Source organism: Desulfoluna sp. HI9BLuna (genome assembly GCF_056829775.1).
Window position 1 is genome coordinate 5,203,968 of sequence record NZ_CP186555.1, and the last position, 24,188, is coordinate 5,228,155.

The 24,188-nt window shown below is 39.5% G+C and carries 21 protein-coding genes; all 21 read left to right on the forward strand.

Annotated elements, in window-relative coordinates; genetic code table 11:
* Positions 1-43 precede the first annotated feature (43 nt).
* Positions 44-1,081, forward strand: a complete 1,038-nt coding sequence (locus ACOYW0_RS21240) for an NAD-dependent epimerase/dehydratase family protein (protein WP_482415765.1) — start codon at positions 44-46, stop codon at positions 1,079-1,081.
* Positions 1,082-1,095: 14 nt separating this feature from the next.
* Positions 1,096-2,427 (forward strand): UDP-glucose dehydrogenase family protein, encoded by a 1,332-nt coding sequence (locus tag ACOYW0_RS21245; RefSeq protein ID WP_482415766.1) that lies wholly within the window; start codon positions 1,096-1,098, stop codon positions 2,425-2,427.
* Positions 2,428-2,433: 6 nt separating this feature from the next.
* The gene (locus ACOYW0_RS21250; protein WP_482415767.1) at positions 2,434-3,459 is read left to right on the forward strand and encodes an NAD-dependent epimerase; all 1,026 of its coding nucleotides are present in this window, start codon (positions 2,434-2,436) and stop codon (positions 3,457-3,459) included.
* Between the two features lie 167 nt (positions 3,460-3,626).
* On the forward strand, positions 3,627-4,757 hold the full coding sequence (gene wecB, locus ACOYW0_RS21255; protein ID WP_482415768.1) for a non-hydrolyzing UDP-N-acetylglucosamine 2-epimerase: 1,131 nt from the start codon (positions 3,627-3,629) through the stop codon (positions 4,755-4,757).
* Positions 4,758-4,777: 20 nt separating this feature from the next.
* The gene (locus ACOYW0_RS21260) at positions 4,778-5,896 is read left to right on the forward strand and encodes an NAD-dependent epimerase/dehydratase family protein (protein ID WP_482415769.1); all 1,119 of its coding nucleotides are present in this window, start codon (positions 4,778-4,780) and stop codon (positions 5,894-5,896) included.
* Between the two features lie 244 nt (positions 5,897-6,140).
* Entirely contained in the window at positions 6,141-7,175 is a 1,035-nt protein-coding gene (locus tag ACOYW0_RS21265; protein WP_482415770.1) for a glycosyltransferase, read from the forward strand.
* A gap of 48 nt (positions 7,176-7,223) precedes the next feature.
* Positions 7,224-8,765: an oligosaccharide flippase family protein gene (locus tag ACOYW0_RS21270; RefSeq protein ID WP_482415771.1), complete on the forward strand. Its 1,542-nt coding sequence runs from the start codon at positions 7,224-7,226 to the stop codon at positions 8,763-8,765.
* Between the two features lie 10 nt (positions 8,766-8,775).
* Entirely contained in the window at positions 8,776-9,504 is a 729-nt protein-coding gene (locus tag ACOYW0_RS21275; RefSeq protein WP_482415772.1) for a class I SAM-dependent methyltransferase, read from the forward strand.
* Positions 9,501-10,328 carry a hypothetical protein gene (locus tag ACOYW0_RS21280; protein WP_482415773.1) on the forward strand — a complete coding sequence of 276 codons (828 nt, stop codon included), beginning with the start codon at positions 9,501-9,503 and terminating at the stop codon, positions 10,326-10,328. Before ACOYW0_RS21275 ends, ACOYW0_RS21280 begins: the two co-directional genes overlap by 4 nt.
* Before the next feature lie 45 nt (positions 10,329-10,373).
* Positions 10,374-11,099: a class I SAM-dependent methyltransferase gene (locus ACOYW0_RS21285; RefSeq protein ID WP_482415774.1), complete on the forward strand. Its 726-nt coding sequence runs from the start codon at positions 10,374-10,376 to the stop codon at positions 11,097-11,099.
* 395 nt (positions 11,100-11,494) lie between these two features.
* A complete protein-coding gene (locus ACOYW0_RS21290) occupies positions 11,495-11,698 on the forward strand; it encodes a hypothetical protein (protein ID WP_482415775.1) in 204 nt (67 codons plus the stop codon).
* A 707-nt stretch (positions 11,699-12,405) separates the two neighbouring features.
* Complete coding sequence (locus ACOYW0_RS21295) at positions 12,406-13,206, forward strand: class I SAM-dependent methyltransferase (RefSeq protein ID WP_482415776.1); 801 nt, start codon at positions 12,406-12,408, stop codon at positions 13,204-13,206.
* 41 nt (positions 13,207-13,247) lie between these two features.
* Positions 13,248-14,408 carry a glycosyltransferase family 4 protein gene (locus tag ACOYW0_RS21300; RefSeq protein WP_482415777.1) on the forward strand — a complete coding sequence of 387 codons (1,161 nt, stop codon included), beginning with the start codon at positions 13,248-13,250 and terminating at the stop codon, positions 14,406-14,408.
* Positions 14,401-15,354 carry a glycosyltransferase gene (locus ACOYW0_RS21305; protein WP_482415778.1) on the forward strand — a complete coding sequence of 318 codons (954 nt, stop codon included), beginning with the start codon at positions 14,401-14,403 and terminating at the stop codon, positions 15,352-15,354. The genes ACOYW0_RS21300 and ACOYW0_RS21305 overlap by 8 nt, the downstream gene beginning before the upstream one ends.
* A 136-nt stretch (positions 15,355-15,490) precedes the next feature.
* Positions 15,491-16,567: an O-antigen ligase family protein gene (locus tag ACOYW0_RS21310; RefSeq protein WP_482415779.1), complete on the forward strand. Its 1,077-nt coding sequence runs from the start codon at positions 15,491-15,493 to the stop codon at positions 16,565-16,567.
* Positions 16,568-16,599: 32 nt separating this feature from the next.
* The gene (locus ACOYW0_RS21315; protein WP_482415780.1) at positions 16,600-17,682 is read left to right on the forward strand and encodes a glycosyltransferase family 4 protein; all 1,083 of its coding nucleotides are present in this window, start codon (positions 16,600-16,602) and stop codon (positions 17,680-17,682) included.
* 140 nt (positions 17,683-17,822) lie between these two features.
* A complete protein-coding gene (locus ACOYW0_RS21320) occupies positions 17,823-18,845 on the forward strand; it encodes a glycosyltransferase family 4 protein (RefSeq protein ID WP_482415781.1) in 1,023 nt (340 codons plus the stop codon).
* A 6-nt stretch (positions 18,846-18,851) separates the two neighbouring features.
* On the forward strand, positions 18,852-20,222 hold the full coding sequence (locus tag ACOYW0_RS21325; RefSeq protein WP_482415782.1) for a phenylacetate--CoA ligase family protein: 1,371 nt from the start codon (positions 18,852-18,854) through the stop codon (positions 20,220-20,222).
* 5 nt (positions 20,223-20,227) lie between these two features.
* Positions 20,228-21,889, forward strand: a complete 1,662-nt coding sequence (locus tag ACOYW0_RS21330; RefSeq protein WP_482415783.1) for a heparinase II/III family protein — start codon at positions 20,228-20,230, stop codon at positions 21,887-21,889.
* A complete protein-coding gene (gene wecB / locus ACOYW0_RS21335; protein ID WP_482415784.1) occupies positions 21,886-23,019 on the forward strand; it encodes a non-hydrolyzing UDP-N-acetylglucosamine 2-epimerase in 1,134 nt (377 codons plus the stop codon). The genes ACOYW0_RS21330 and wecB (ACOYW0_RS21335) overlap by 4 nt, the downstream gene beginning before the upstream one ends.
* Positions 23,019-24,188 carry a glycosyltransferase family 4 protein gene (locus tag ACOYW0_RS21340; RefSeq protein WP_482415785.1) on the forward strand — a complete coding sequence of 390 codons (1,170 nt, stop codon included), beginning with the start codon at positions 23,019-23,021 and terminating at the stop codon, positions 24,186-24,188. Before wecB (ACOYW0_RS21335) ends, ACOYW0_RS21340 begins: the two co-directional genes overlap by 1 nt.

A 24,188-nucleotide genomic window follows, 5' to 3' on the forward strand; every position in this document is an offset into this window, starting at 1 on the left:
TCACTGCCTTTAGTCTTAAATCTTTAATCGGTAATCTAATATAATGTCACGATATGAGAATGTAAAAAAAAATCTGTTGAACAATGAGTTTACTTGGCTGGTAACTGGTGTGGCTGGGTTTATCGGATCCAATCTACTTGAACACCTCCTGAAGCTCAATCAGAGAGTTGTCGGTCTTGATAATTTTGCAACGGGGTACCAGAGGAATCTTGATGAAGTAAAAGAGCTTGTTTCATCGGAACAGTGGGCTCGGTTTAGGTTTATAGAGGGTGACATACGAAGAATATCAGTATGTGACGAGGCCTGTAAAGGCGTCGATTATGTCCTGCACCAGGCGGCATTGGGCTCCGTTCCGCGTTCTATAGAGGACCCCATCACGACAAATGAGACAAATATTTCGGGTTTTCTGAATATGCTGGTTGCAGCCCGTGACGCTAATGTCAAGAATTTTGTCTATGCTGCGTCGAGCTCAACCTACGGTGACCATCCGGCACTTCCTAAGGTTGAAGAGAGTATTGGGAAGCCCTTATCTCCGTATGCCGTGACCAAATATGTGAATGAGTTGTATGCGGACGTGTTTGCGAGATCATATGGGTTTAATACCATAGGTTTGCGCTATTTTAATATATTCGGGCCTCGGCAGGATCCCGATGGTGCCTATGCTGCTGTAATACCGAAATGGATTGCAGCGCTCTTAAAAAAAGAACCGGTTTATATTAATGGGGATGGCGAAACGAGCAGAGACTTTTGCTATATAAAAAATACTGTGCAGACGAATATCCTTGCCGCAGTAGCAGAGAATACCAATGCTTTGAATCAGGTCTACAATTTGGCAGTAGGAGATCGCACGACTTTGAATCAGTTGTTCTGCTCTATACAGGACAAACTCTTTTCGACAGTTAAAACCCTCGAAAAAGTAGAACCAATTTATCAGGATTTCAGGGCCGGGGATGTAAGGCACTCTCAGGCTGATATCTCAAAAGCAACCGCTTTTCTTGAATATAAACCAACTCACAATATTGATGCTGGATTGGACGAATCAATGGGTTGGTATATCAATTTTCTTGAAAAAAACGAATAGGACTTGAATAGAAAATGAGGATTACCGTTGTTGGAACTGGATATGTTGGGCTTGTTACCGGAGCATGTTTTTCAGAAATGGGCAATACTGTCACCTGTGTAGATGTTAACAAAAAAAAATTGGAGAATCTTAAAAATGGCATTCTTCCGATTTACGAGCCTGGTCTTGATGGGATAGTTATAGACAACCATAAGAATGGTTTTCTGCATTTTTCTGATTCTCTGGAAGACTCAATGAAAGGTGCATCCATTGTCTTTATCGCGGTGGGAACACCTCCAAAAGAGGACGGGTCTGCAGACCTTCAGCATGTATTGGCCGTTGCTTCTGAAATCGGTAAGTGTTTGAATGATTATACCGTTGTTGTCAATAAGTCGACTGTTCCTGTCGGGACAGCGGAACGTGTCACTGAGACGATAAAAGAAGAATTGGAAAAAAGAGGAGTTCAGGTAGGATTCGATGTTGTGAGCAATCCTGAGTTTTTGAAAGAGGGGGACGCGGTCAATGATTTCATGAAGCCTGATAGAATCATACTTGGCATTGAGTCAAAGAAGGCTGAAAACTATATGAGAGAACTGTACAGCCCTTTCAGCCGGAACCATGACAAAGTTCATGTTATGGGTGTCAAAGATGCTGAGATGACAAAGTATGCTGCAAATTCAATGCTTGCAACCAAGATTTCATTCATGAACGAGGTAGCATGTATTTGTGAAAGACTCGGTGTTGACGTTGAGAATGTGAGAAAGGGTATTGGGTCTGATACACGTATTGGCTACTCTTTTATTTACCCGGGCTGTGGGTATGGTGGGTCTTGTTTCCCTAAAGATGTGAAAGCATTAATCCGGACAAGCCGCGAAAATGATTTTGAACCGACGCTTCTTGATGCTGTTGAGTCGAGAAACGCATCACAGAAGAAAGTTCTGTTCAAAAAGATCGTGTCAAAATTTGGTTCGGATCTTTCAGGAAAGTGTTTCGGCATTTGGGGGCTTGCATTTAAACCCGGTACAGACGATATGCGTGAAGCATCTTCGATTGTCCTCATAACCAGTCTGATTGAAGCTGGCGCGACGGTCAGAGCCTATGACCCACAGGCCATGGGTGAGGCTCTTGAGTATTTTGATTCCTCTTTTTTTAAGGAGAAAAGGCTGGTTCTAACTGAAAACCAGCACGATGCAGTATCAGGCGTCGATGCCATGGTTCTAATCACGGAGTGGAAGCAGTTCCGTCAGCCTGATTACAAGGCGCTGAAAGAGGCAATGGCTGGCAATATTATCTTTGACGGTAGAAATCAGTATACTCCTGAATTTGTCGAATCTGCCGGTTTTCACTATATCGGAATTGGGAGATAGAAAAGGATGGAAGTGTTTGCGCCCAAAAAGTGCCTGGTTACCGGAGCAGCAGGATTTATCGGATTTAGCCTTTCGAAAAGGCTATTGGAAGAGGGGATCGAGGTCGTCGGCGTTGATAACCTCAATGATTACTACGATGTTGGTCTGAAAGAATCGCGTATTGAGATTCTCGTAGAATCTGATCATTTTACCTTTATCAGGTGTGATATCAGCGATCGGGAACAGATGGAATCGCTTTTTAATACGAATGGTTTCGATGCTGTCATCAACATGGCTGCTCAAGCTGGGGTCCGATACTCTCTTGAAAATCCCAATGCTTATGTTGACTCAAATTTGGTGGGGTTTGTGAACCTTCTTGAAGGGTGCAGGCACTCAGGGGTGAAGCATTTTCTCTATGCCTCATCGAGTTCCGTGTATGGGGCAAACACAACCATGCCTTTTTCGGTACATCACAATGTGGATCATCCGGTGTCCCTCTATGCCGCAACTAAAAAATCTAATGAACTGATGGCTCATTCCTACAGTCATCTTTTTGGCCTTCCCTGCACGGGATTGCGGTTTTTTACAGTCTATGGGCCTTGGGGACGCCCTGATATGGCGCTGTTTCTCTTCACAAAGGCTATACTCGAAGGTAAACCCATCAGTGTGTTCAACCATGGGGAGATGAGACGCGATTTTACTTATATCGATGATATTGTTGAAGGTGTCTGTAGGGTGCTGAAGCGTATCCCATGTCCAAACCCTGTGTGGAGTGGGACAAAGCCAGATCCAGGGTCTTCCTATACGCCTTTTAAAATTTATAATATTGGAAATAACGCTTCTATTGGCCTAATTGATTTTATAACAGAAATTGAAGAATCCCTTGGGAGAAAGGCTATATGTAACCTTATGCCCATGCAAAAGGGAGATGTCGCAGAAACATACGCTGATGTTTCTGACTTATTTAGAGATACTGATTTTAAACCAAAAACATCGATAAAAAAGGGTGTTTCGCAATTCGTCAAATGGTACAAATCTTATTATGGAACATAATTAATTATTATCCATTCAATGAATACCTGAAGGTTCAATTTAGTATTTATCTGGATACTATTTAGTATGTAGGTAATTCCGGAAGAAAAAAGTTAATATAGAAATTTGCTTCTAATCAGTCTGTAATTTTTAATTTTAAAGGCATAAAGTGCCTAAGTAAGGGCTCTATGACTAAGCTGAAAATAATAATATTTGTCGGTACAAGGCCAGAGATGATAAAGTTAGCCCCTCTTGTACACGAATTAAAACGTCGATCAGGTTTATTTGAGGTTAAGCTTTGCTCTACAGGGCAGCATCAAGAGATGCTATACCAAGCAATGGGTGATTTTGAGCTTGAGCCTGAAATGGATTTGGGGGTGATGAGACCAGGCCAATCGCTTGCGGGTCTAAGTTCGCGCTTGTTCCATTCAATTGATAAAGTTTTAGAATTGGAACAACCAGACTGGGTAATTGTTCAAGGTGATACTACAACGGTAATGGTAGCGGCTTTGTGTGCTTTTTATCGAAATATAAAAGTGGGGCATGTTGAAGCCGGATTGAGGTCTTTCAACAAAAACTCACCGTTCCCTGAGGAGGTCAATAGAAAGGTTGCAAGTATCGTCGCTGATTTACACTTTGCCCCAACGAAGAAGTCGGCCGCCAATTTGATAAATGAGGGTGTTCCTGAAAAACATGTAATTGTTACAGGGAACACAGTTATCGATTCTGTTCAATGGACGGTTGAATCTTTTGATACAAATCCTCCCATAATTACTGAACCTGTCGTGGATGCGATAAAATCGTCGAAAAGGATTGTATTAGTTACAGGTCACAGGCGCGAAAGTTTTGGTGATGGCTTCAGGAATATATGTCGAGCTATTCGAGATTTGGCAGATAATTTTCCTGACGTTGCGTTTATTTATCCGGTGCATTTAAATCCTCATGTGAGAACCCCGGTAAATGAAATTCTTGGATCTCACCCCCGAATAATTTTAGTTGAACCGTTGACTTATAGGCCTTTTGTATATCTCATGCAAAAGGCCATTTTGATTTTAACAGACTCGGGCGGGATTCAAGAAGAAGGACCCGGTCTTGGAAAACCTGTTATAGTCATGCGAGATGTGACTGAGCGCCCTGAAGGAGTAGAGGCTGGGACTTCGCTTTTGGTTGGAACTAAACAAGAAGACATTTATTCAAGCGTGGCTAAGCTATTGAATCAACCATCAATTTTACGTAAAATGAGCCAAAAGAACAATCCTTTTGGTGATGGAAGTGCTGCAATAAGAATTGCCGATGCTTTATCTGGAAGCCAGGCATAAAATAAATTTGGAGATTTTGAATGAAAACTAACTTAGATAAAAAAAGAGTTAATTGGGTTTTAGATTATTTTAGAAAGTATTCATTGCCAAAGGAAATTTTAGATTATTACAACGGACGTCATATTCTTGTTACAGGCGGGGCGGGTGCAATAGGAAGTAATTTGGTTATCGAACTTTCTGAACTGGTTGGTGAAGAAGGTCGAATTATTATTTTGGATAATTTGAGTTCTATTAAAAAAGAAGAACCTTGGAATATACCAGCACTTTCAAATGTACTTTTCGTAAAAGGAGATATCAGAAATAATATAGATTTAAAGCGTGTTTTCAAAGAAAAAATTTCTATGGTCTTTCATTTAGCAGCATTTTTCGCAAACCAGAATTCTGTAGATTATCCAGAACATGCCGCGGATGTTGATATTCTTGGAATGATAAATCTCCTTGAGTATTCTCGGTTAGCCAATATCGATCGCTTTGTTTATGCTTCAAGTGGATGTGCGATATATGGTTCCTATCCAGAACTTCCGCTAAAGGAAGATTTCATTTCAATGCACCTCACAACACCGTATCAAATTAATAAGATGACTGGTGAGATGTATTGCAATTTTTACTCTCATCACTATGGGATGGAAATTGTTAATTGTCGTTTTTTCAATTCCTATGGTCCAGGTGAGGTCCCAGGGCAGTACCGGAATGTAATTCCGAACTTTATTTATTGGGCAATGCAAGGAAGATCTTTACCAATTACTGGGACAGGTGAAGAAACACGCGATTTTACATATGTCCTGGATCTTGTTCAAGGGCTTGTTAAAGCAGGGTATTACCAAGATGCAGTTGGCGCGAATTTTAATTTGGCATCAGGGCACGAGATTAGTATCAGGGATATGGCTGCAAAAGTAAATCAGGTGACAGGTAACGATGCCCCTATACATTTCCAAGAACGCCGGAAGTGGGATACCAAGCCTAGATTGCTTGCATGTATTGATAAGGCTCGTGAATTGATTCGTTACGAACCGAAAGTCTCTTTCGAAGAGGGCTTCAATCATAATTTTGAGTGGTTTAAAGATAATTGGAACGACATTCAAAGATTATCAGATTTTCCTCCTGGAATGAGCAGTGCTGTTAAAAATTCAAATAAGTAGATGGGTTGCTGCCATCAATGCGAACTATGTCAGGCAGTCCTACCATACTCTTTCAAAATTGCAAGAGAAGTAGTTCCTCTCTGCATGTACCGTGCGCAACTGATTTGGTAAGGTTACGAGGGGCGCTGAGTACCCGAAAAGTGTTGCCTTTATTTCAGTTGCTGCACGGTAACAATCATGCTGCTAATAACGACTTTATATCTGTCCACACAAAACCTAAATATAGTCTTAAGTAGAGTCCATTATGAAAAAAAAAATAATTCTTCTCACCAAAAATTTTGAGCAGTATACAAGTGGGAATTATCATCAAGATATTGTAGATGCATTCAGCTTATTAACGGATGTTTATGTTTATGGACCAGGATATCCCCTGTATAACATCGATGATACAATTGATGATGTTATTGCCAAATCGCCATTCAGCAAAGGTGCGTTAGAGTGTATTGTATGCAATACAAGTTGGGATCATGAAAGTAAAATGGGAAATAGTGTCGATCCACATCCTTCAATTGATTTAGGCTCAATAGATTATTGTAAGAAGATCTATTTCTTAAATAAGGAGTATAAAAAACTTCAACTTAGATTTGATTATATTAAAAAAAACAAGTTTGATCTTGTTTGTACGGTGCACCCCGATGGCCCAAAATGGAGTGAGGCATTAGGGATTGACTTTTGCGTTCTTCCTTTTGGGGTAAACCTCCAAAAATTCAAGGATTATAATTTAACAGGTAAATATGATTTTGGTTTCACTGGTAGCCTGCATAGTTCCCATCTTGATACACGAAGTCTTGTTAAGAATGAACTGTTTAAACCAGAATGTATTGATATGCTTGCAAATAAAGGGTGGCCCTCTTGGTTTAAGCCAAATCCGATCAAGGAAAAATTTCAAGGGATGAATATATATTGGGCTGAGTTTGGAGCAAAGAATATAATTGGGCGCTCAATGCTTCCGTCTGGAGTGTCTTATGCGCGTTTTCTTAATAAATTCAAAATGTTTCTGAATACACCTTCCGCTGTCGGTATTTTTAATACCCGCTTCTGGGAGTTGATGGCTACACGAACGCTGATTGTTTGTCCTGAATCGGATAATTATATGGGGTTTCTTCAAGATGGCGTGAATTGTGTAATGTTTAAGCCAGATCTATCAGATTTTGAGGAAAAGCTTAAATACTATCATCAAAATGAAATGCTTAGGTCTCAAATTGTAGACAACGCCTCGATATACGTGAAGTCACATAGTTATGTAGCTCGCATTGATTCGTTGCTGTCGATGATGTAATTGTATTTACTGAGTCTTCACATTTTAATGGTTAGGTGAAATTCGTTAATGTCATCACGGTTTAGTGGCAATTTAAGAAAAAGTGGAATTTCAGGTTTGTTGGTTTATGCTTCCAAACTTGTCGCAATGCTAACAGGTTTTTTTGCCTCACTCATACTTGTGAAGGGGTTAAGTCAAGAAGCTTATGGTATTTACAGGTTCATAGGTTCGATTCTGTTTGTTGGGATTTTTGTTTGTTCGATGGGGTTGGAGCAGACATTGATTCGATTCGGTGCAGAATTATTGGCCCAACGTAAAAAAGCACTAATGGCAAAATACGTATTAGCTTTTAGTCTGATTCGTATTATGGTTATGTTAATTTTTACGTTTAGTTTGTTATTTTTGGGTGATTCTCTATTTTATTTTTTTAATTTGCCAGAAATGAGCCGCTATCAAATCTCTCTGGTGGCTGGTATTTTATTCTGCTTTAGTATGAGTTCATTGATAGGAGGAAGCTTTAACTCAGCACGGATGAATCAAGGGGCTTTTTCTATTATCAGGTCATGTACTGCCATATTTAGGGTCTGCGGCTTTTGTATAGTCGTCATGTCGGGATGGGGACTCAGGTGGGTTCTTTTGGCATGGTGTTTGACTGAAGTATTTTCACTGGCATGTTCTGGAGTCATTTTTTTTAAATGGTTTATGAAAAATAGGATTGGGTTGGTAAACTGTTTAAATTCGAATGCTCCATTCGCTTCTGGGTTAAATCGAAGAATGGTCCGCTTTTCCATTTTGTCTTTTATGGGAATTAATTTAAACGTTTTTCGTGACATTGCCGTCGATAACTTTTTTATAGCCAGGTATTTAGAAACTTCGGACTTGGCATTTTACGGCCTTGCCGCAACACTTGCGATGTTGGTTGCAAATTTAAACCCTGCAGCCATTATGCGTGGGATATTTCAACCGCTTTTTACTTCAAGGTATATTGAAACTGGTGACCGGGATGAACTGATAATGGGCCATAGTTTTTTAATCAAGATTTCTCTATTGGTTATGGTTCCTTCATGCCTCCTCATGATACTTTTTGCCAATGAAGTTGTCACATTGATGTATAGACCAGATTATGCCCCAGCAGTAATTCCACTGATGCTTTTGTCTGGCTTTATGTTCTTTCAAGGGTTGAGCTACGCTTTTGATCCCCTGATTTTTACATTTGAAAAGAATGAAATATATGTAATGCATGTTTTGATTTCATTCTTTAATTTGGGTATGGATTGGTATCTAATACCCCGAATTGGAATTTCAGGAGCTGCATTGGCAACTGGAAGTGCTGGTTTATTATTGTATTTTTTTACTTGGGGACTTTGTAGGTGGTATATGGGAATAAAGACAATTTTCCCATGGAAAGCCCTTATTGGTTGTTTCATTAATATGGGTCCAGTTGTCGTTTATTCATTACTAGTTAAAGAATGGATATCATCTCCAATATCTCTGCTTATAATGGGTTCCCCTGCATTGATAATTTATGCAGTGATGGTTTGGCGAAACAACATTTTTAATGTATATGAAATCAGGATTTTGAAAACTGCTTTTAAAATTGGCGGAAAATGAGAGGGTTGCATTGAAGGCTTCAGATTACTATGCTTTACAATTAAAAAATAGTGGCAACAGTCATGATTCAAAGTTTTCCCAAGGTAAAAATTTGTATGTAGATTGGCTTGAAGATCAACTAATTCAAAAATTGTTCAAGAAAGGAGTTCCCGGAGGGAGGGTTCTTGAAATTGGCACATTTACTGGAAGGGTAACAAAAAAAATTGAGAGATTTAGCAGTAATATTACTATTAGTGATGTAGATATCACAAATATTTATAATGGACCATATACAAAGATTAGATTGGATTTGTCTGACACTAATTTAAATGTTGGATTTTTTGACTATATTGTATCTCTCGGTCATCAGGTTAGCTTTAGCAATAATGTGGAGCTCTCTATAGCCAACATTGCTGATTGTCTAATGAGTGGTGTTGGCTTATCACTCTTTGATGTATGGAATAGTGAGCATATTTCTTCTTCTGATTCTTCACCCGTGTATAATTTCGATAAATGTTCTGTAAGAGATGTCGTTAAGATTTGTGAATCTAATAATTTGAATGTGATAGGTTTTTATTATGGGAATAGACTGAATAATATTTTGGGCACTTATTCAAATGCAATTGTTCGTCGTTTCGTTAAAAAGGGAAATAGAATATCAAAATTATATATTACGGGTGAGTCCTTATTGATGAAATCAAGAAGTGAAAAGCTTGATAAGCTGACTCAGACTCTTTATTTTTTAGTGAAAAAAAAATGAGATATTTTACGCTGACGAATGATCCTGATCATGGCCTTACGGACGATTATAGGAAAATTTTACGTGCATTAAGTAAAAAAAATATTTTTGTGACGACGGCTGTCTTTTGTACCTTAAAATCAGACGGTTCGGATCTTTCAAAGCACTGTTCTCGCGGGGAAACCCATGCTTTGGATGATGCTGATTATTGTGAGCTAATGCTACAAGCTAGGGACTGGGGGCATGAAATTTGTTTCCATGGCTATTCGCAATCATCTGATTCAAGAAATGAGTTCAGGCGCGGACTGGACATCTATAAAGACGTATTTGGTGACTACCCCAAAGTATATATAGAACATGGCGGGCATCCGAACAAACACAATCTTGGAATGGTGAGCCGCCAGAATTTGGCATATATGGGAGCGAACCCGGATAGTGAATATTACATACGTGATATTGTAAAAGATGTCTTTAAACTGGTTTGGACGCATGATCATCTCCTCGATGATGTTGACCACCCCCTGCCTATGGAAAAAATATTTCAGGAAAAGGATGGTATCACTTTTTTTAATCGGTGGCGCATGTGCCACCTTAATAAAATCAAAAATAACTTTTGTGACAGAAATAATACCATGGTCGGCTATACGCATTGGGGATACCGTGGCTACTCCACAAGGAACATGGTCAAAAAAATACTAAATAGTGACAATAGATTGGAGTGCTGGTTGAGTCCTGTTGATCGTGTGTTGGCAGTTTATAGTCTATGTGACTTCCTCGATAAAACGAGAGCTGAATGTCAGACTTTATCAGGATTGTATCAACTATATCTTGATGCTGGTTTATAACTTTTTGTATTTGTGTGAGTGGGATAAAGGGAGACTTTGGAGAGTATGACTACCATAATCGAACGGTTATTGATAAGGTTGAGTTATTTGTCGCAGTTGGTTTGGAGAATGGTATGCTTTTATTTTTTGGACCCCAATATCGATTTATTGAAATATCTTAATACCGATTTTGAGAAGTACGGTGCCAATATGGATTTGGCTGCTGATGGACATGTTTACAATGTTCATGACGGAAGGTATTGGGATATTCAGTGGGATCACTGGAAAGATTCGAAACGTAAAGGCAAGGATTACTATGATTTAATTCCAGATATTATACAGAATATGGGATTTAATAATGTGCTGGAAATTGGTTGTGGCTCTGGGTTTCTGATTAATGGATTAAAGCGATCAGGAATTTCGCAATACACAGGTATTGACCTGTCAGAATCTGCTATTGCAATCGCAGAAAAACGAATAGGTAATGATACTCGTTTTAATGTTCTTTGTGGAAATATTGATTCTGTATTGGAAAATGTGTCCGAGTACAATTGTATTGTTGCTGTTGATGTTTTGGAGCACTTGCCGGACGATGTTCTCAATGAGCTAATTTATTATGTTAAAAATAACAGGATACCTTTTATTTGGGTTACACCATATCTTAATCTGGTTCCTTGCCCAACCCATATTCAATGCTATAGCAAATTAAAATTTAGTTCGATTTTTGAAAAACAGACCTTAAATTTTATGCCATTTTCATCGTATCGAGAAATTTTGGTTAAAAACTTTTGAAGGATGTTACCCATTTTACAAATATACATTCGATAAGCTTCTTTAAGTAAGTTGGGTGCTGGACTCGATATTTATTGGCTTATTGTACTTTATAATGAGGGGGAGTATGAAGGACGGACTGTCATTCGTTCAAAAATCTATTTATCTAAGCTTCAATCTATTGAATAATTTTTTTTCCACATCTTTTTGTGGATAATAGATTGATTCAGCGGGTGTTTGACGTCTCTAATCGCTGATGCGAAATGGATTGATGAGGCTTTAGATTTTTCTCCATCCAGATTACATTCGGATTTATTCTGGAGTCAGCTTGATTGGGAAAATATTCATGATTAATTGGGGGAGATCAAGATTCTTGATATTTGGTTGCGGATCAGGCATCTATTATTGATAATCTGATGAAATTTTCTGATGGGAAGATATCCTTTTATAATGGAGTAGATATTTATGAACATAATGCATGGAAGAATTATTCGCAACACCCAGTAGAGTTTGAAATATATGATGGTGAAAATTTTTCAGTTGCTTTGGAAAAAAAATCAAATTTAATCATTTCCCAGTCAGCATTGGAACATTGCGAGCAAGACCTAATTATTGTTTAAACAGTTGGCGGAATATCAAAATAATTCTCCCAATCCCCTGATTTAGGTTCATTTAATATTATCTGCAGCGTGCCTGAAGCTTTATCGATTTCAGTATACACCACGAAATATATCCAAGATAACAAGACTTTTTACCGATTGAACGACAACAGAACTATTCTCTTTAGGTGTGAAAGTTTGCAATTCTTTTCATTGGAAATATATCAAAAAGCCATTACCTTATGACACATAAGGACAGAAGAGGAGAAAAGGAATATGGTCAACTTTTTATTAAAATCAGTATTGGAACTTTGGTTGCGTCAAAGAGACAAGTTTTTATGCATTAATGATTAGACATGATGTTTAATATTACTTAAGGGCACAAATGCACACGACATAGTAATCTTCAGTGGGGCCAATAATTCAATCGGTTACAAATTTGGTGCCGGGTAATTAGGTGTCTTCTTGGTAATTATTAAAATTAAGGCCAGAGTTCCAAGGCTCAGGGGCAACGAACTCTACGACCGGGCTACGAAATGAGAGATTCAACCTGATGATTTCGGAAAATAGTGACGGATAAAAATTTTGAGATAACTATCGCTATCTATAGTCGCTCTGAGTAGAGAAAACCATTTATCACTTTATTTATTACGAGGGTATGGTAGTAGAGCTATGTCACTTTTCTCCCTCCTCCTCTGGAGTCTGATTCTTAATTTAGGAAGTGAATTATGGAAATTTTATATCAAAAGAAATTCAAACGGTTAGTTTATTCTAATGTTAATGCAACTCCCGATTTTTGGGATCAGCATTGGGGAACCAAAGATGAAATAGAAAAATCAATAAAAATCCGGAATCGTTTTTTAAACAACATGACAAAAAAGTACCTTCGAGAGGGCAGTCGTATTCTTGAAGGTGGTTGCGGACGAGGAGGGAATGTCTACTCTTTACAAAAGATAGGTTACGATACCTATGGGATAGATTATGCTCCTCAAACTATATCAATAATAAATGAATATATACCAGATTTGAAAGTGTCTGAGGGGGATGTGAGGAGCCTTCCATTTGATGACAATTTTTTTGATGGTTATTGGTCTATAGGTGTTATAGAACATTTTTTTAACGGATATGAAGACATTGCTGATGAAATGAAAAGAGTTATTTGCTCAGGTGGATATTTGTTTTTGACATTTCCACACATGAGTTACTTACGAAAAATAAAGGCAAAGTTAGGCTATTATGCTGATTTGCCACACAGTTTTGATTTTAGTGATGACGGATTTTATCAATTTGCACTCAGCGCAAGTGATGTAGTAAAAACCTTTAATACCCGCGGATTTGAGTTACAGCGAATTGTGGGCCGGTCAGGGTTGAAGGGATTAAAAGATGAATCAGATTTTTTTAGACCAATTATCCAGAAATTAATTGAAGGTAATCGTTTAATTAATAAAATTATCTGTTATTTATTAGATAAAATATTAAGTAAATTTTGTGGGCATTCAGTGTTACTGGTTTTTAAAAACGCGTCGTGATATCTGATTATTTAGCATTGGAAAGGACATTAAACCTCGAAATGTATGCAATGAAAAGTGGTTACACTCTGATTGTAATGTCTAGTGGCATGTCAATGAGAGACTGGGATGAGACAGGGTTGATCAGCAGAGAAGTTGGTTACTATTCTGAACTGTCAGAACATGTTGGTTCAGTCAAGTTTTTATCGTATGGTGACTGCCTGAAAGATGAAATAGACTTGCTGAATGGAGTCATGCCTGAAGGCGAAATTGCCTGGAATATACCATCATGGTTGTCGTCCTATAGGTACGGGCGATTGATAGCATCCATTATTGCACCTTTATTCAAGACTAATTTTAGGGGATGCAGGTTAATTAGAAGTAACCAGATGGCCGGGGCTTGGACTGGGGCACTGCTTGCGAAACGCCTCAACGTGCCGTTTATACTTAGGTGTGGATATATTTATAGTAAGCATTTTGCGAAAATGCGTCAGAATAAACCTTGTCTTAATAAGGTTGTATTTTATTTGGAAAAATACGTTGCAAATATGGCTGACTCCATTATCGTAACATACCCTGACGCAAAACAGTTTTTAGTTGAAGAACATGGTGTTGATGAAAAAAAAATTAATATTTTGGGTAACCCGATTGATGTTGATCTATTCAAAACTGATCAAATAGAAAAAAACCGAGATATAATTACCGTCGGTCGCCTAACAGAACAAAAAAATCTTGAATCCCTTATTAGTGCATGCGCAGAGGTTGGATATAGTTTGACTTTGTTGGGCGCAGGTCACCTGAAAGATAACCTTGAACAATTGGCAATTGATAGAGATGTCGATTTATTGTTTCATGAGAGGATATCTAATCGGGAAATTCCAAAGCTATTATCATCTCACAAGGTATTTGTTTTGCCCTCTCATTACGAAGGTAATCCCAAGGCACTGCTTGAGGCTATGTCTTGCGGGATGCCATGCATCGCAAGTGATATTGATGAACACCGGAACATCATTGACCATAATGTAGAGGGGCTTTTGTGTGAACGAGATCCTATCTCTATTGCTAAGAGTTTGAAGTTGTTGATTAATAATCCAGGATTGCAAAAGCGGTTGGGCAGTGCTGCTCGGGATAAAATCAAGTCATGTTACGCAGCGAATGTCATTGCAGAACGGGAACTCAAAATTCATCAAGAGGTTTTGAGTGCGGTGACTTCTGATGAATGAATACAATCCTTTGGTTTCAATTATACTGTGTGTTTTTAATGATGAAGGGTATATTTCGGAATCAATACAGTCCATCATTAATCAAACATATAACAATTGGGAGTTGATAATTATTGATGATGGCTCTACCGATTCAACTCCAGAGATTTTAGACTCATTCAACGATAGTCGAATTTCTGTATATAGACACGACAATAAGGGGTTGACTCAATCCTTGAATATTGCAGCCGCTTATTCTTCAGGAGAATTGATCGCAAGGCAAGACTCTGATGATGTGTCTTTGCCTGACAGAATCAGACTTCAGGTTGAACTCTTTAAAAACAACCGCGACCTTGTTCTTGCAGCTACCGATACAAACTACATGGATTGTAATGGAAACCACCTTTATATTCAAGAATCAGCACAGGATAAAAAACGAGCTCTTCAAAAGATAATGCTTTTATCAAATCCATATGTACATGGAACGTTAATGTTTCGACGGAATAAATTCGAGAACATTGGTGGATATGATATAAGCTATAAAACAAGTCAAGATTTTGACCTTATCGTAAGGTTCAGCTCCGTTGGTGAGTTTGGGCGAGTATCACAACCTCTTTACAATCTGAGGCTTCATGATGAAAGCATCTCTGCAGGGAAATGGAAGACGCAAATAGCCAGTAAAATTCATATCTATAAAAGAATTAAGACACTATACCCTGGTGAAATCTCAATTTTTAACGTGCTGCCTTTTGTTGTTCAAAAGTTAAGCCTTTATGCCATCTTTTCCTGGTTTAATGCTGATGTTATATATTTATATCGAATGGGCGGTGTTTGTCTTTCTCTTGGTAAAGTGAATAAGGCTTTAGATTTTTACAAACAGTCATTAACTAAATCCTGTTTTTTTATCCCAGCCATAATTAAAATAATAAAGATTAAACTTAAGTATAACAATGAACAACACATTTAAACTAAGCCTTTTTGATATTTTGTCTTTCATTGTAATTCTTATTCTTTTTTGTCCACCTTTTTTTCCGGGTTCCAGCATCCGGTTAGATACGTTGATAATTTACTTGCTGCTACCTTTTTCTGTATGTTTGTTTAAGATGACTTATCTTAAAGAAGAACGGTTTATTCATTCAGCCTTTCTTTTTTTGTTAATAGCTTTTGGGTTATCTACAGCATTTCAATTATGTTTCTACTATTGTGGAAACGCTTGGCTAACCTTCATGGCTTATCTCAGGGTTTACTTTCTTGTTCTCTTATCGCTTTGTGCTATTACAGACGCCGCTAAATCCAAAGTAATTATTAAACTCATTCTGGTTGGTGTCGCTGTACATAGTTTGTTTGCATTGGTTGAATATTGCAGAATAGCTCCCTTTGATTCTTTACTGTCGATTATTTACCAAAATAAGGAATTTAGGTATGGGTTAAGAGGCGTTGGTGCATTTGGAAGTGTGCATCGTCTTGCCTATTTTAGTCTGTATGGGTGTATTTTAACGCTTGTTGTATGGAATTATTTTTCGAAAAAACTCATGGTTCCTGTGTTCCTGTTGTCATTATGTGGGTTGATTGTCCCTTTTAGCAGATCAGCATATCTATGTTTAATATCATTTATCTGTTTTTATAGTGTATTTGTACTTCCCTTCAGAAGGGCGTCTGTTTTTCTTACAATGACATTGGTAGGTGTTATCTGCGCTCTTCCTTTTTTGCCAGATAGAGCTGTTTCAAAACTTTTGAGTCTAAAATACTTTTTTATGTTTTTGGCAGGCAAAGACGTGTCTTCTGAACACGCTGCCGGTTTCATCACAGCTCGACTTAACCATGGATGGGCCAACGCAATTAACGCATGGCAGGATTATCCCTGGTTTGGTGTTGGCTCATCAAAAGCTTATGGATTTATCGGTGATGGTGGTCATATCGCCATTTTAGCTCAGCATGGGCTTTGCGGTTTTAGTGGGTGGCTTTTTATGCTTTTTTGTTTGATGCTTTTCTTTATGAAAAGAGTATTGAAAGATAAGATTCTTGACAAAAAGATAGCTGCTGGATTCATTGGTATGCTATTATCTATATTTCTTGCAGGGTTTTCAACAGGTGCTTTAGGAGAACGGTTTTTAGAACTGTTTCCGATTATTGTTGTTGCTTTTTATGTTCTTGGAAGAAAAGAAAAAATAAAATTATGACTTAAATTTTAAGAGCTGGAGGATTAAGCTTTTTGAAAGTAGCTTTAGTTATTGATTCGTTGACTTCCGCCGGTGCTCAACGGCAAATCTGTAACCTTGCAATTGGTTTGAAACGCATGGGGGAAGAGGTAACAGTCTTTTATTACCATCCAATTCATAATTTCAGAGAGTATCTTATTTCAAATTCTGTTGATATTGTTTTTCTCCCTATTGGAATTAGGCTTAGGGATCGCGTCCTTTTTGTATTTCGTTTTTTAAAACTAATTAGGAGCTTTTCCCCAGACGCTATTATAGCCTTTTTGCATACCCCGATGATGTTGGCACGCTTTTATAAGCTATTGAATCATAAGTGTATGGTAATAACATCTTATCGTTCTGTGGTATTTAGTGATTTGCGGCATCATATATTAAGTGAAAAAATTTTTGGAATGTTTGAGAATTTCTGTGTTGTAAATTCTGAGCAGATGTATTCACGATTGGTTTCAATAAAAAAAGACGGGCACCTAAGATTCATACCGAATGGTATAGATACGGAATTATTTCAACCAAAAAGAAAATCCAACGCAGCTGATGGTGAAGTATGCTTTATAATGGTAAGTCATTATTCTGAAGAGAAAAACCATCAATTGGTTCTGGAAGCTCTAAAAGCTTTGAGCTTAGAGGAATTGAAAAAAATTAACATAAGGTGTGTTGGCGCCATATCAAACCCTGAGTATTATCATAGATTAAAAGAACAGGTTATTGAGATGCGTCTATCAGGCATCGTTTCCTTTGATGGGCCTCATGCTGATATAGTTGATTTTGTATGCTCTGGTGATTGGTTCTTGCATGCATCAATATATGAGGGAATGCCAAACGTTATACTCGAAGCAATGTCTTGTTGTGTTCCAGTCATTGCTTCAGATATTTATTCTGTTAGGAAAATTGTTGAGGATGGGCAGGACGGTTTTCTATTCGAAAATAACGATGTTGAAAGCTTAGTGAAAGTTATTAGAAAAGCTTTAAATACAAATGCTGATGAGAGGGCTATAATTGTTGAGAATGGACGTAAAAAGATCCTTAAAAGTTACTCTATAACCACAATGGCTGAATCTTTTAGGTCTTTATATTGCTGATTGTTTCATTTTTACGATCTTTGTTTCTGTTTTATAGCTGAATCCCAAATGATATAGATACAAAAAGCTAACGATGTTAGTAAAATTTTTTGTGTGAAATAGTTTAGAATCTGATTGCCTGTGGAGGCTTGTTTGGTTTTATGAGATTGTTGCTTGCTGGCTCTATGCCCCCACCTCTGGGGGGAACAACTGTATTATTTAAACTTTTGGTAGATGAATTGTCTGACTACTCGGAGCTCGACACTCGGGTTGTCAATCTTTCAATAATTCGGGGAAGTCGGCTTAAAGCCTTATGGCGCATTTTATATGTTATAGTTCAATTGATGAAGGAAACGCGTAAAGCCGATGTCGTTACTCTGCATGCAGCAACTTCTCGATTGCATATTACCGGCTCTCTTTTATCTGTTATCTGCCGTTTTTACAAAAAGCCATTAATAATCCGTAAGTTTGGTGGTACCAATTTTTACGCGTATCCGAAACCAAAATCGGTATGGATCCATCTGATTCTCAAAAAATCAAAGTTCTATATGGGTGAATCCAAATCACTCGTAAAATTTGCGCATGAACAAGGTATTACACAGGCTGTCTGGTTTCCAAATCATCGTCGCGGCAACAGCCATAAGGTTGCCAAAAGGGGAGAGTGTCGTCGTTTCATATTTCTGGGGCAGGTTAAGCAATCCAAGGGGATCAACGAGATTGTTGCGCTGAGTAAGGACCCTGATTTCAAGGGGACCATCGATATTTACGGTCCTCTGGGTTTTGATGTGCCATTGAGCAATCTGGAACAATTGGAGGGTCTAAAGTATGGCGGGGTGGTAGAGCCTGGCGAGGTTGTAAAAAAACTGTCGGAGTATGATGCGTTGCTATTGCCTACTTATCATGGCGGTGAAGGATACCCCGGGGTGATAATTGAAGCTTTCATGGCTGGCATCCCTGTCATTACATCTCACATCCCTCCTTTGACAGAGTTGGTGGATGAAACCTGTGGCCGATTGATTGAAGCGCAGAATGTTGAACTGCTGAAAAAAACTGTTTTAGAATTGATGAATGAGAATGAATTGTACCAACAATTGTGCAATGGAGCAAAAGAGCGGGCGTTGTTGTTTTCATCACAATACTGGGCCAGTTTTTTTGTGGGCATATGTTATGAGAGCATTGAATAGGCGAACATGAATTTTAATTATCAGCGTAAGTTATATGAGAGGTTGCCTGCATGGGTGAAACGTGGGGTCGGGCAGCTCCCATTTAGACTGATTGCAGGACCCGTTTACCGAGAGACACTAAGGCGCCGTAACTATTTCAATCATGCAGATTCTAATGCAATCCTGAGATTTCAGGAGATGCGGCTGGGGGAAATTCTTGACTATGCCACTCTTCATGTCCCGGCTTACAAGTCGAAACGAAAGGTAGTTGAACGATTTAAGCCATTTGAAGCCCTGAAAGCATTTGAGCCGATTGATAAGGAGCAAGTCCAGGAAGATTATGATAAATATTTTTCAGATGAGTTGGCACAGATCAAGCACTATGAGATCACCACGGGGGGGACCAGTGGTAATCAACTGCGGCTTCTTGTAGAAGACTATTCACAGAAAATGGATACTGCGTTCGTTCATCGCATCTGGGCTGAGATGGGGTATGATTCCAAATGCAGGAAAGCCACCTTTCGCGGCGTTGAATTTTCTAATTTACCAAATGCCTGCTACTGGCAGGAGAATCCGGTTTACAATGAAATGCAGTTTTCTCCATTTCATATGAATGATTCGACACTGGGTGCATATCTGGATGAAATCTTTTCTTATAATCCTTCGTTTTATCATGGCTACCCTTCGGCCATTGATATGCTTGCCTCATATGTGATTCGTAATGAAGTCGATATGTCCCCTTTAAATTTAAACGCAATTTTTCTTGTGTCAGAGGCTGTTTTGCCCGAACAGCGCTCAAGAATCGAAAAAGCATTCAACTCTCGTGTGTTCTCATTTTATGGACACAGTGAACGATTGGTATTGGCTGGAGAGTGTGCTTACAGTTCTGACTATCACGTGGTTCCAGATTATGGCGTTATGGAGTTACTTACAGAAGTTGGTGCCAGCTGTAAAGGTGTGGGGGACAGAGGGGAAATTGTAGGTACCGGGTTTTGGAATCGGGCTATGCCTCTTGTTCGGTATAGGACGGGAGACTGGGCTACTTTATCAGATTCGGATTGTCGGTGTGGAAGGAATTGGCAAAGGATTACTGATGTTGAAGGCCGCTGGAAAAATGAATTCCTTGAGGGCCGAAACGGCGGAAAGATTTCGTTGACCGCATTAAACATGCATGGCGATTTGTTCAATAATGTAATTCGGTATCAGTATGTCCAGAGGTTACCGGGGACTTGCGTTTTGAGGTTGATGGTTACCCCTCAATTTCGTCAGTTCGAAATAAAAAACATCAGCAGGGCCTTTGAAAATAAAGTTGGTAACGAGTTAAAGGTGGATATAGTTGTGGTTGATCGAATCCCTTTGACCAATAGAGGTAAGTTAAACCGGTTAATTAAAGAGTAGGGATTATGGTTTTGCTTTTAAAGTTATATTGGAACACCATCAAATATCTTAAATTTAAACAAATAATTTGGCGTGTCTTGTATAGAATTCCTTTTAATCGTAGTGTTAAGATTAATTTAATTGATATCACCAGACGTATTGGGCTTCCTAAGGTGAATTATGTTAGATCTCGCCAGTCCTATTTCCCTCCTTTTGCATTTTGTTTTTTGAATGAAACCATTGAACCTAAGAGTTGGGATGACCCATCTGTTTCCAAGCTCTGGCTGTATAACTTGCATTATTTTGAAGATTTGCGATCTGGTGCCCAGGGCGAGAGGGCAAGTCAGCAATTGGCCTTGATAAGGCGATGGGTTGATGAAAACCCACAGGGAATGGGTGCGGGCTGGGAGCCATACCCTGTTTCTCTTAGGATCGTTAATTGGATCATCTGGGATATTGAGTATAACCGACTCGGTTATGATGAGTTACGAAGTCTCTGGTCTCAGGCTCATTGGCTCTCGCGACATATGGAATATCATCTTCTGGGAAATCACCTGTTAAAAAATGGTAAGGCGTTAATCGTTGCGGGGTTGTCTTTTGAGGGTCCTGTAGCAGACAGATGGTTGGTCCAAGGGCTTCGATGCTGGAACAGGGAGCTGAGAGAACAGGTTTTGTCCGATGGGGGCCATTTTGAGCGTTCCACCATGTACCATGCTCTTGTGTTAGAAGATCTGCTTGAGGTGATATCCTTTTCGGAAAGCAGCAACCGGGTGGATCCCGGTGTGACTAACTGGTGGCGCGATGTGGCAGCCCTCATGATGGGGGCCTTAGAGGTGATGTTGCATCCCGATGGTGAAATAGCCTTCTTTAACGATGCTGCAAAGGGAATTGCGCCTGAACCGGGAAAACTGCTTGCAATGGCTAAAGAATTGGGGATTGTTTCACCTCTTGGGAATGATTCTCTCGGGCTTTTGCCGGAAACCGGTTACGCAAAGATGAGATGCGCTGATTGGACAGTGATCATAGATGCAGCTTTGGTGGGGCCTGATTATCTTCCGGGACACGCTCATGCCGACACTCTCTCTTTTGAGTTGAGTCTCGGAAGGGATCGTGTGTTTGTAAACGGCGGTACTTCTTGTTATGGCCTTAGTAATGAACGGTTGAGACAGCGTAAATCGCCTGCCCATAATACACTTACTGTGGACGATCAGGATTCGTCTGAGGTCTGGTCGGGATTCAGGGTCGCCCGTCGAGCCAGGGTTGTTGAACGCGAGGGAGACGTAAAAAAAGGGGGGGGGGTATATTTTTGTGGAGCTCATGACGGTTATTGCCGACTCAAAGGTGTGGGCGTTCATCACAGAAGCTGGCATCTCGAAGAGGATAGGCTTTTAATCAGAGATCGCGTTGATGGATCAGCAGAACATCGGTTGCAGGTATTTTTCCATTTTGCTCCTGGTGTGAAGCTTGAGAAGCAGATGGAGAATCTGTACTCGTTGACGCTTGATTCAAATCAAACGCGGATGGAAATATCTGTACCTCCTCAAATGGATTGGTATATTGAGAGATCATCGTTTCACCCGGAATTTGGCGTTGCACTGCCTGCGCTGATGCTTCGAGGGGAATGTGTTGGGCTGTTGCCATTTGAGATGATTACAGAGATCAGGCAGTTAAAAAAGGGTATGGTATGAAAAAGATCGTTGTTGTTGCCGGGGCACGTCCTAATTTCATGAAGATTGCTCCTATCATGAGGGCCTTGGAAACATCATCGTGCCATGCGGTACTCGTGCACACAGGGCAACACTATGACCAGAATATGTCCGATGCTTTTTTTGCCGATCTCGGCATCCGAAGGCCTGACCATTATCTGAACGTCGGTTCCGGGTCACATGCCGTGCAGACAGCCGCCATCATGGTTGACTTTGAAAGGGTCTGTTTGGAAGAACGACCGGATGTGGTGGTGGTGGTGGGAGATGTCAATTCCACTGTGGCAGCAGGTTTGGTCGCGAAAAAGATGAACCTGAAGCTTGTTCACGTGGAGGGGGGGCTACGTTCCAATGATCGCGAGATGCCTGAAGAGATAAATCGTCTAGTTACCGACAGTATAACGGATATTTTTTTTACCACAGAAAAAAGTGGCACGGATAACCTTCTCAGGGAGGGGCAATCCCCGGATAGCATTTTTTTTGTCGGGCATGTGATGATCGACAATCTTTATTATCAGCTGGAAAGGCTCGAAGATGGCCATAAGGTTGGCGCACAGGTTGTTGATATCAAAAGGTATCTGGGAGAGAAGTATCTCTGTATGACCTTGCATCGACCATCCAATGTTGATGAACGTGATCATCTGTCGGCCATAATAAAGACGTTGGCCCGATTTGCCGAAGATGTTCCCATTCTATTTCCGTGCCATCCGCGGACGGAGAAAATGATTGAGAAGTTTGGCCTTGGGGATTATTTCGTAAGTCCCCCGCAGTTGGATGGGCGTATGGCTCCTCGTAAGATTATAAAACTCAATCCTCTTGGGTATACTGATTTTCTTTATTTGTGGAAAGATGCCAAAGCTGTGCTTACAGATAGCGGTGGCCTTCAGGAAGAAACCACAGCACTTGGTATTCCATGTCTGACATTACGTGAAAATACAGAAAGGCCGGTTACAGTTGATATCGGAACTAACCGTCTGCTTGGGCTTGATATGGGGTTGCTTGAGATTGAGTTGCAGAAGATTCTCTCCGGGACAATTGAATATGGACGGGTTCCCGAGAAATGGGATGGGTTGGCCGCACAACGGATAGTGAATATTTTAGAGGAGAATATTTAGTGCGTATATTGGTTTTTTCGTTCTACCATCCACCGGACTTGTGTGCAGGTTCTTTTCGAATAGCAGGGTTTTTAGATGCTCTCAAAAGTCGTCTTGAGCCAGATGATGAAGTAGTGGTATTGACCACTAAGCCCAATCGCTACAAAAACTACCGTCGAGCAGCTCAAACAGAAGAACAAAATGGCAATATAAAAATTGTACGTTTTTCGCTTCCACATCACGAGAGCGGTTTTATCGATCAAGTGAAAGCATTTGGAGTCTATATGGCTCAGTGTCTATGGTATTTGAGAAGGCAAAAATTTGATATGGTGTACGCAACTTCGTCAAGGCTGTTTACGGCTTTCATAGGAGCTTTGACGAGTCGATGGAAGGGAGCAGGCCTTTATCTTGATATTCGTGATATTTTTACCGATACGATGAATAGTCTTCTGGCGCCTCGGATTGGGCGTTTAATTCTTCCTTTTTTTAAATGGATCGAAAAATTTACTCTGAAGTCTGCAGATAAAGTGAACTTGGTTTCTCGCGGATTTGAGGGGTACTTTCGGATGATCATTCCAGAGCTTGAGCTCAGTTTTTTTCCAAATGGTATTGATTCTGAATTTCTTGAAAATGATTTCAGAAGTCAAGAACATAATTCCATAAAAATTGTAACCTATGCTGGAAATATCGGTCAGGGACAGGGCATAGAAAAGATTATTCCTATTATTGCAAAAGAAACTGAGGGTAGATGTCTCTACCGTATTATTGGTGATGGTGGGATGCGTAACGAGTTGGTAAGGGTGTTGCATGAGCATCGGGTCAATAATGTAGAGCTTATTATGCCTGTAAAGAGATCCAATTTGATAGAATATTATCGAAAATCCGACTATCTGTTCCTTCACTTGAATTCTTATGACGCATTTGAAAAAGTATTGCCGTCAAAGGTATTTGAATACGCTGCAACTGGTAAGCCTTTGATAGCCGGTGTCAGTGGTTATGCAAGTAATTTCATTAAAGAGAATATTCCTGACTCTATGGTGTTTACACCGTGTGATTCTGAAGATTTTATATCAATGTTTGAAACGTTTCATCCTAATGGGATTAGCCGCGAGGGCTTTATAAATTCCTACAAGCGGTCTTCAATCATGTCCGATATGGCAAACGAATTCCTTAAGTTCTGTGATGGTTAG

Coding starts and splice junctions, on each gene's coding strand:
- ACOYW0_RS21240 (WP_482415765.1), top strand. CDS start 44: ATGTCACGATATGAGAATGTAAAAAAAAATCTGTTGAACAATGAGTTT.
- ACOYW0_RS21245 (WP_482415766.1), top strand. CDS start 1,096: ATGAGGATTACCGTTGTTGGAACTGGATATGTTGGGCTTGTTACCGGA.
- ACOYW0_RS21250 (WP_482415767.1), top strand. CDS start 2,434: ATGGAAGTGTTTGCGCCCAAAAAGTGCCTGGTTACCGGAGCAGCAGGA.
- wecB (WP_482415768.1), top strand. CDS start 3,627: ATGACTAAGCTGAAAATAATAATATTTGTCGGTACAAGGCCAGAGATG.
- ACOYW0_RS21260 (WP_482415769.1), top strand. CDS start 4,778: ATGAAAACTAACTTAGATAAAAAAAGAGTTAATTGGGTTTTAGATTAT.
- ACOYW0_RS21265 (WP_482415770.1), top strand. CDS start 6,141: ATGAAAAAAAAAATAATTCTTCTCACCAAAAATTTTGAGCAGTATACA.
- ACOYW0_RS21270 (WP_482415771.1), top strand. CDS start 7,224: ATGTCATCACGGTTTAGTGGCAATTTAAGAAAAAGTGGAATTTCAGGT.
- ACOYW0_RS21280 (WP_482415773.1), top strand. CDS start 9,501: ATGAGATATTTTACGCTGACGAATGATCCTGATCATGGCCTTACGGAC.
- ACOYW0_RS21285 (WP_482415774.1), top strand. CDS start 10,374: ATGACTACCATAATCGAACGGTTATTGATAAGGTTGAGTTATTTGTCG.
- ACOYW0_RS21290 (WP_482415775.1), top strand. CDS start 11,495: ATGAAATTTTCTGATGGGAAGATATCCTTTTATAATGGAGTAGATATT.
- ACOYW0_RS21295 (WP_482415776.1), top strand. CDS start 12,406: ATGGAAATTTTATATCAAAAGAAATTCAAACGGTTAGTTTATTCTAAT.
- ACOYW0_RS21300 (WP_482415777.1), top strand. CDS start 13,248: ATGTATGCAATGAAAAGTGGTTACACTCTGATTGTAATGTCTAGTGGC.
- ACOYW0_RS21305 (WP_482415778.1), top strand. CDS start 14,401: ATGAATGAATACAATCCTTTGGTTTCAATTATACTGTGTGTTTTTAAT.
- ACOYW0_RS21310 (WP_482415779.1), top strand. CDS start 15,491: ATGACTTATCTTAAAGAAGAACGGTTTATTCATTCAGCCTTTCTTTTT.
- ACOYW0_RS21320 (WP_482415781.1), top strand. CDS start 17,823: ATGAGATTGTTGCTTGCTGGCTCTATGCCCCCACCTCTGGGGGGAACA.
- ACOYW0_RS21325 (WP_482415782.1), top strand. CDS start 18,852: ATGAATTTTAATTATCAGCGTAAGTTATATGAGAGGTTGCCTGCATGG.
- ACOYW0_RS21330 (WP_482415783.1), top strand. CDS start 20,228: ATGGTTTTGCTTTTAAAGTTATATTGGAACACCATCAAATATCTTAAA.
- wecB (WP_482415784.1), top strand. CDS start 21,886: ATGAAAAAGATCGTTGTTGTTGCCGGGGCACGTCCTAATTTCATGAAG.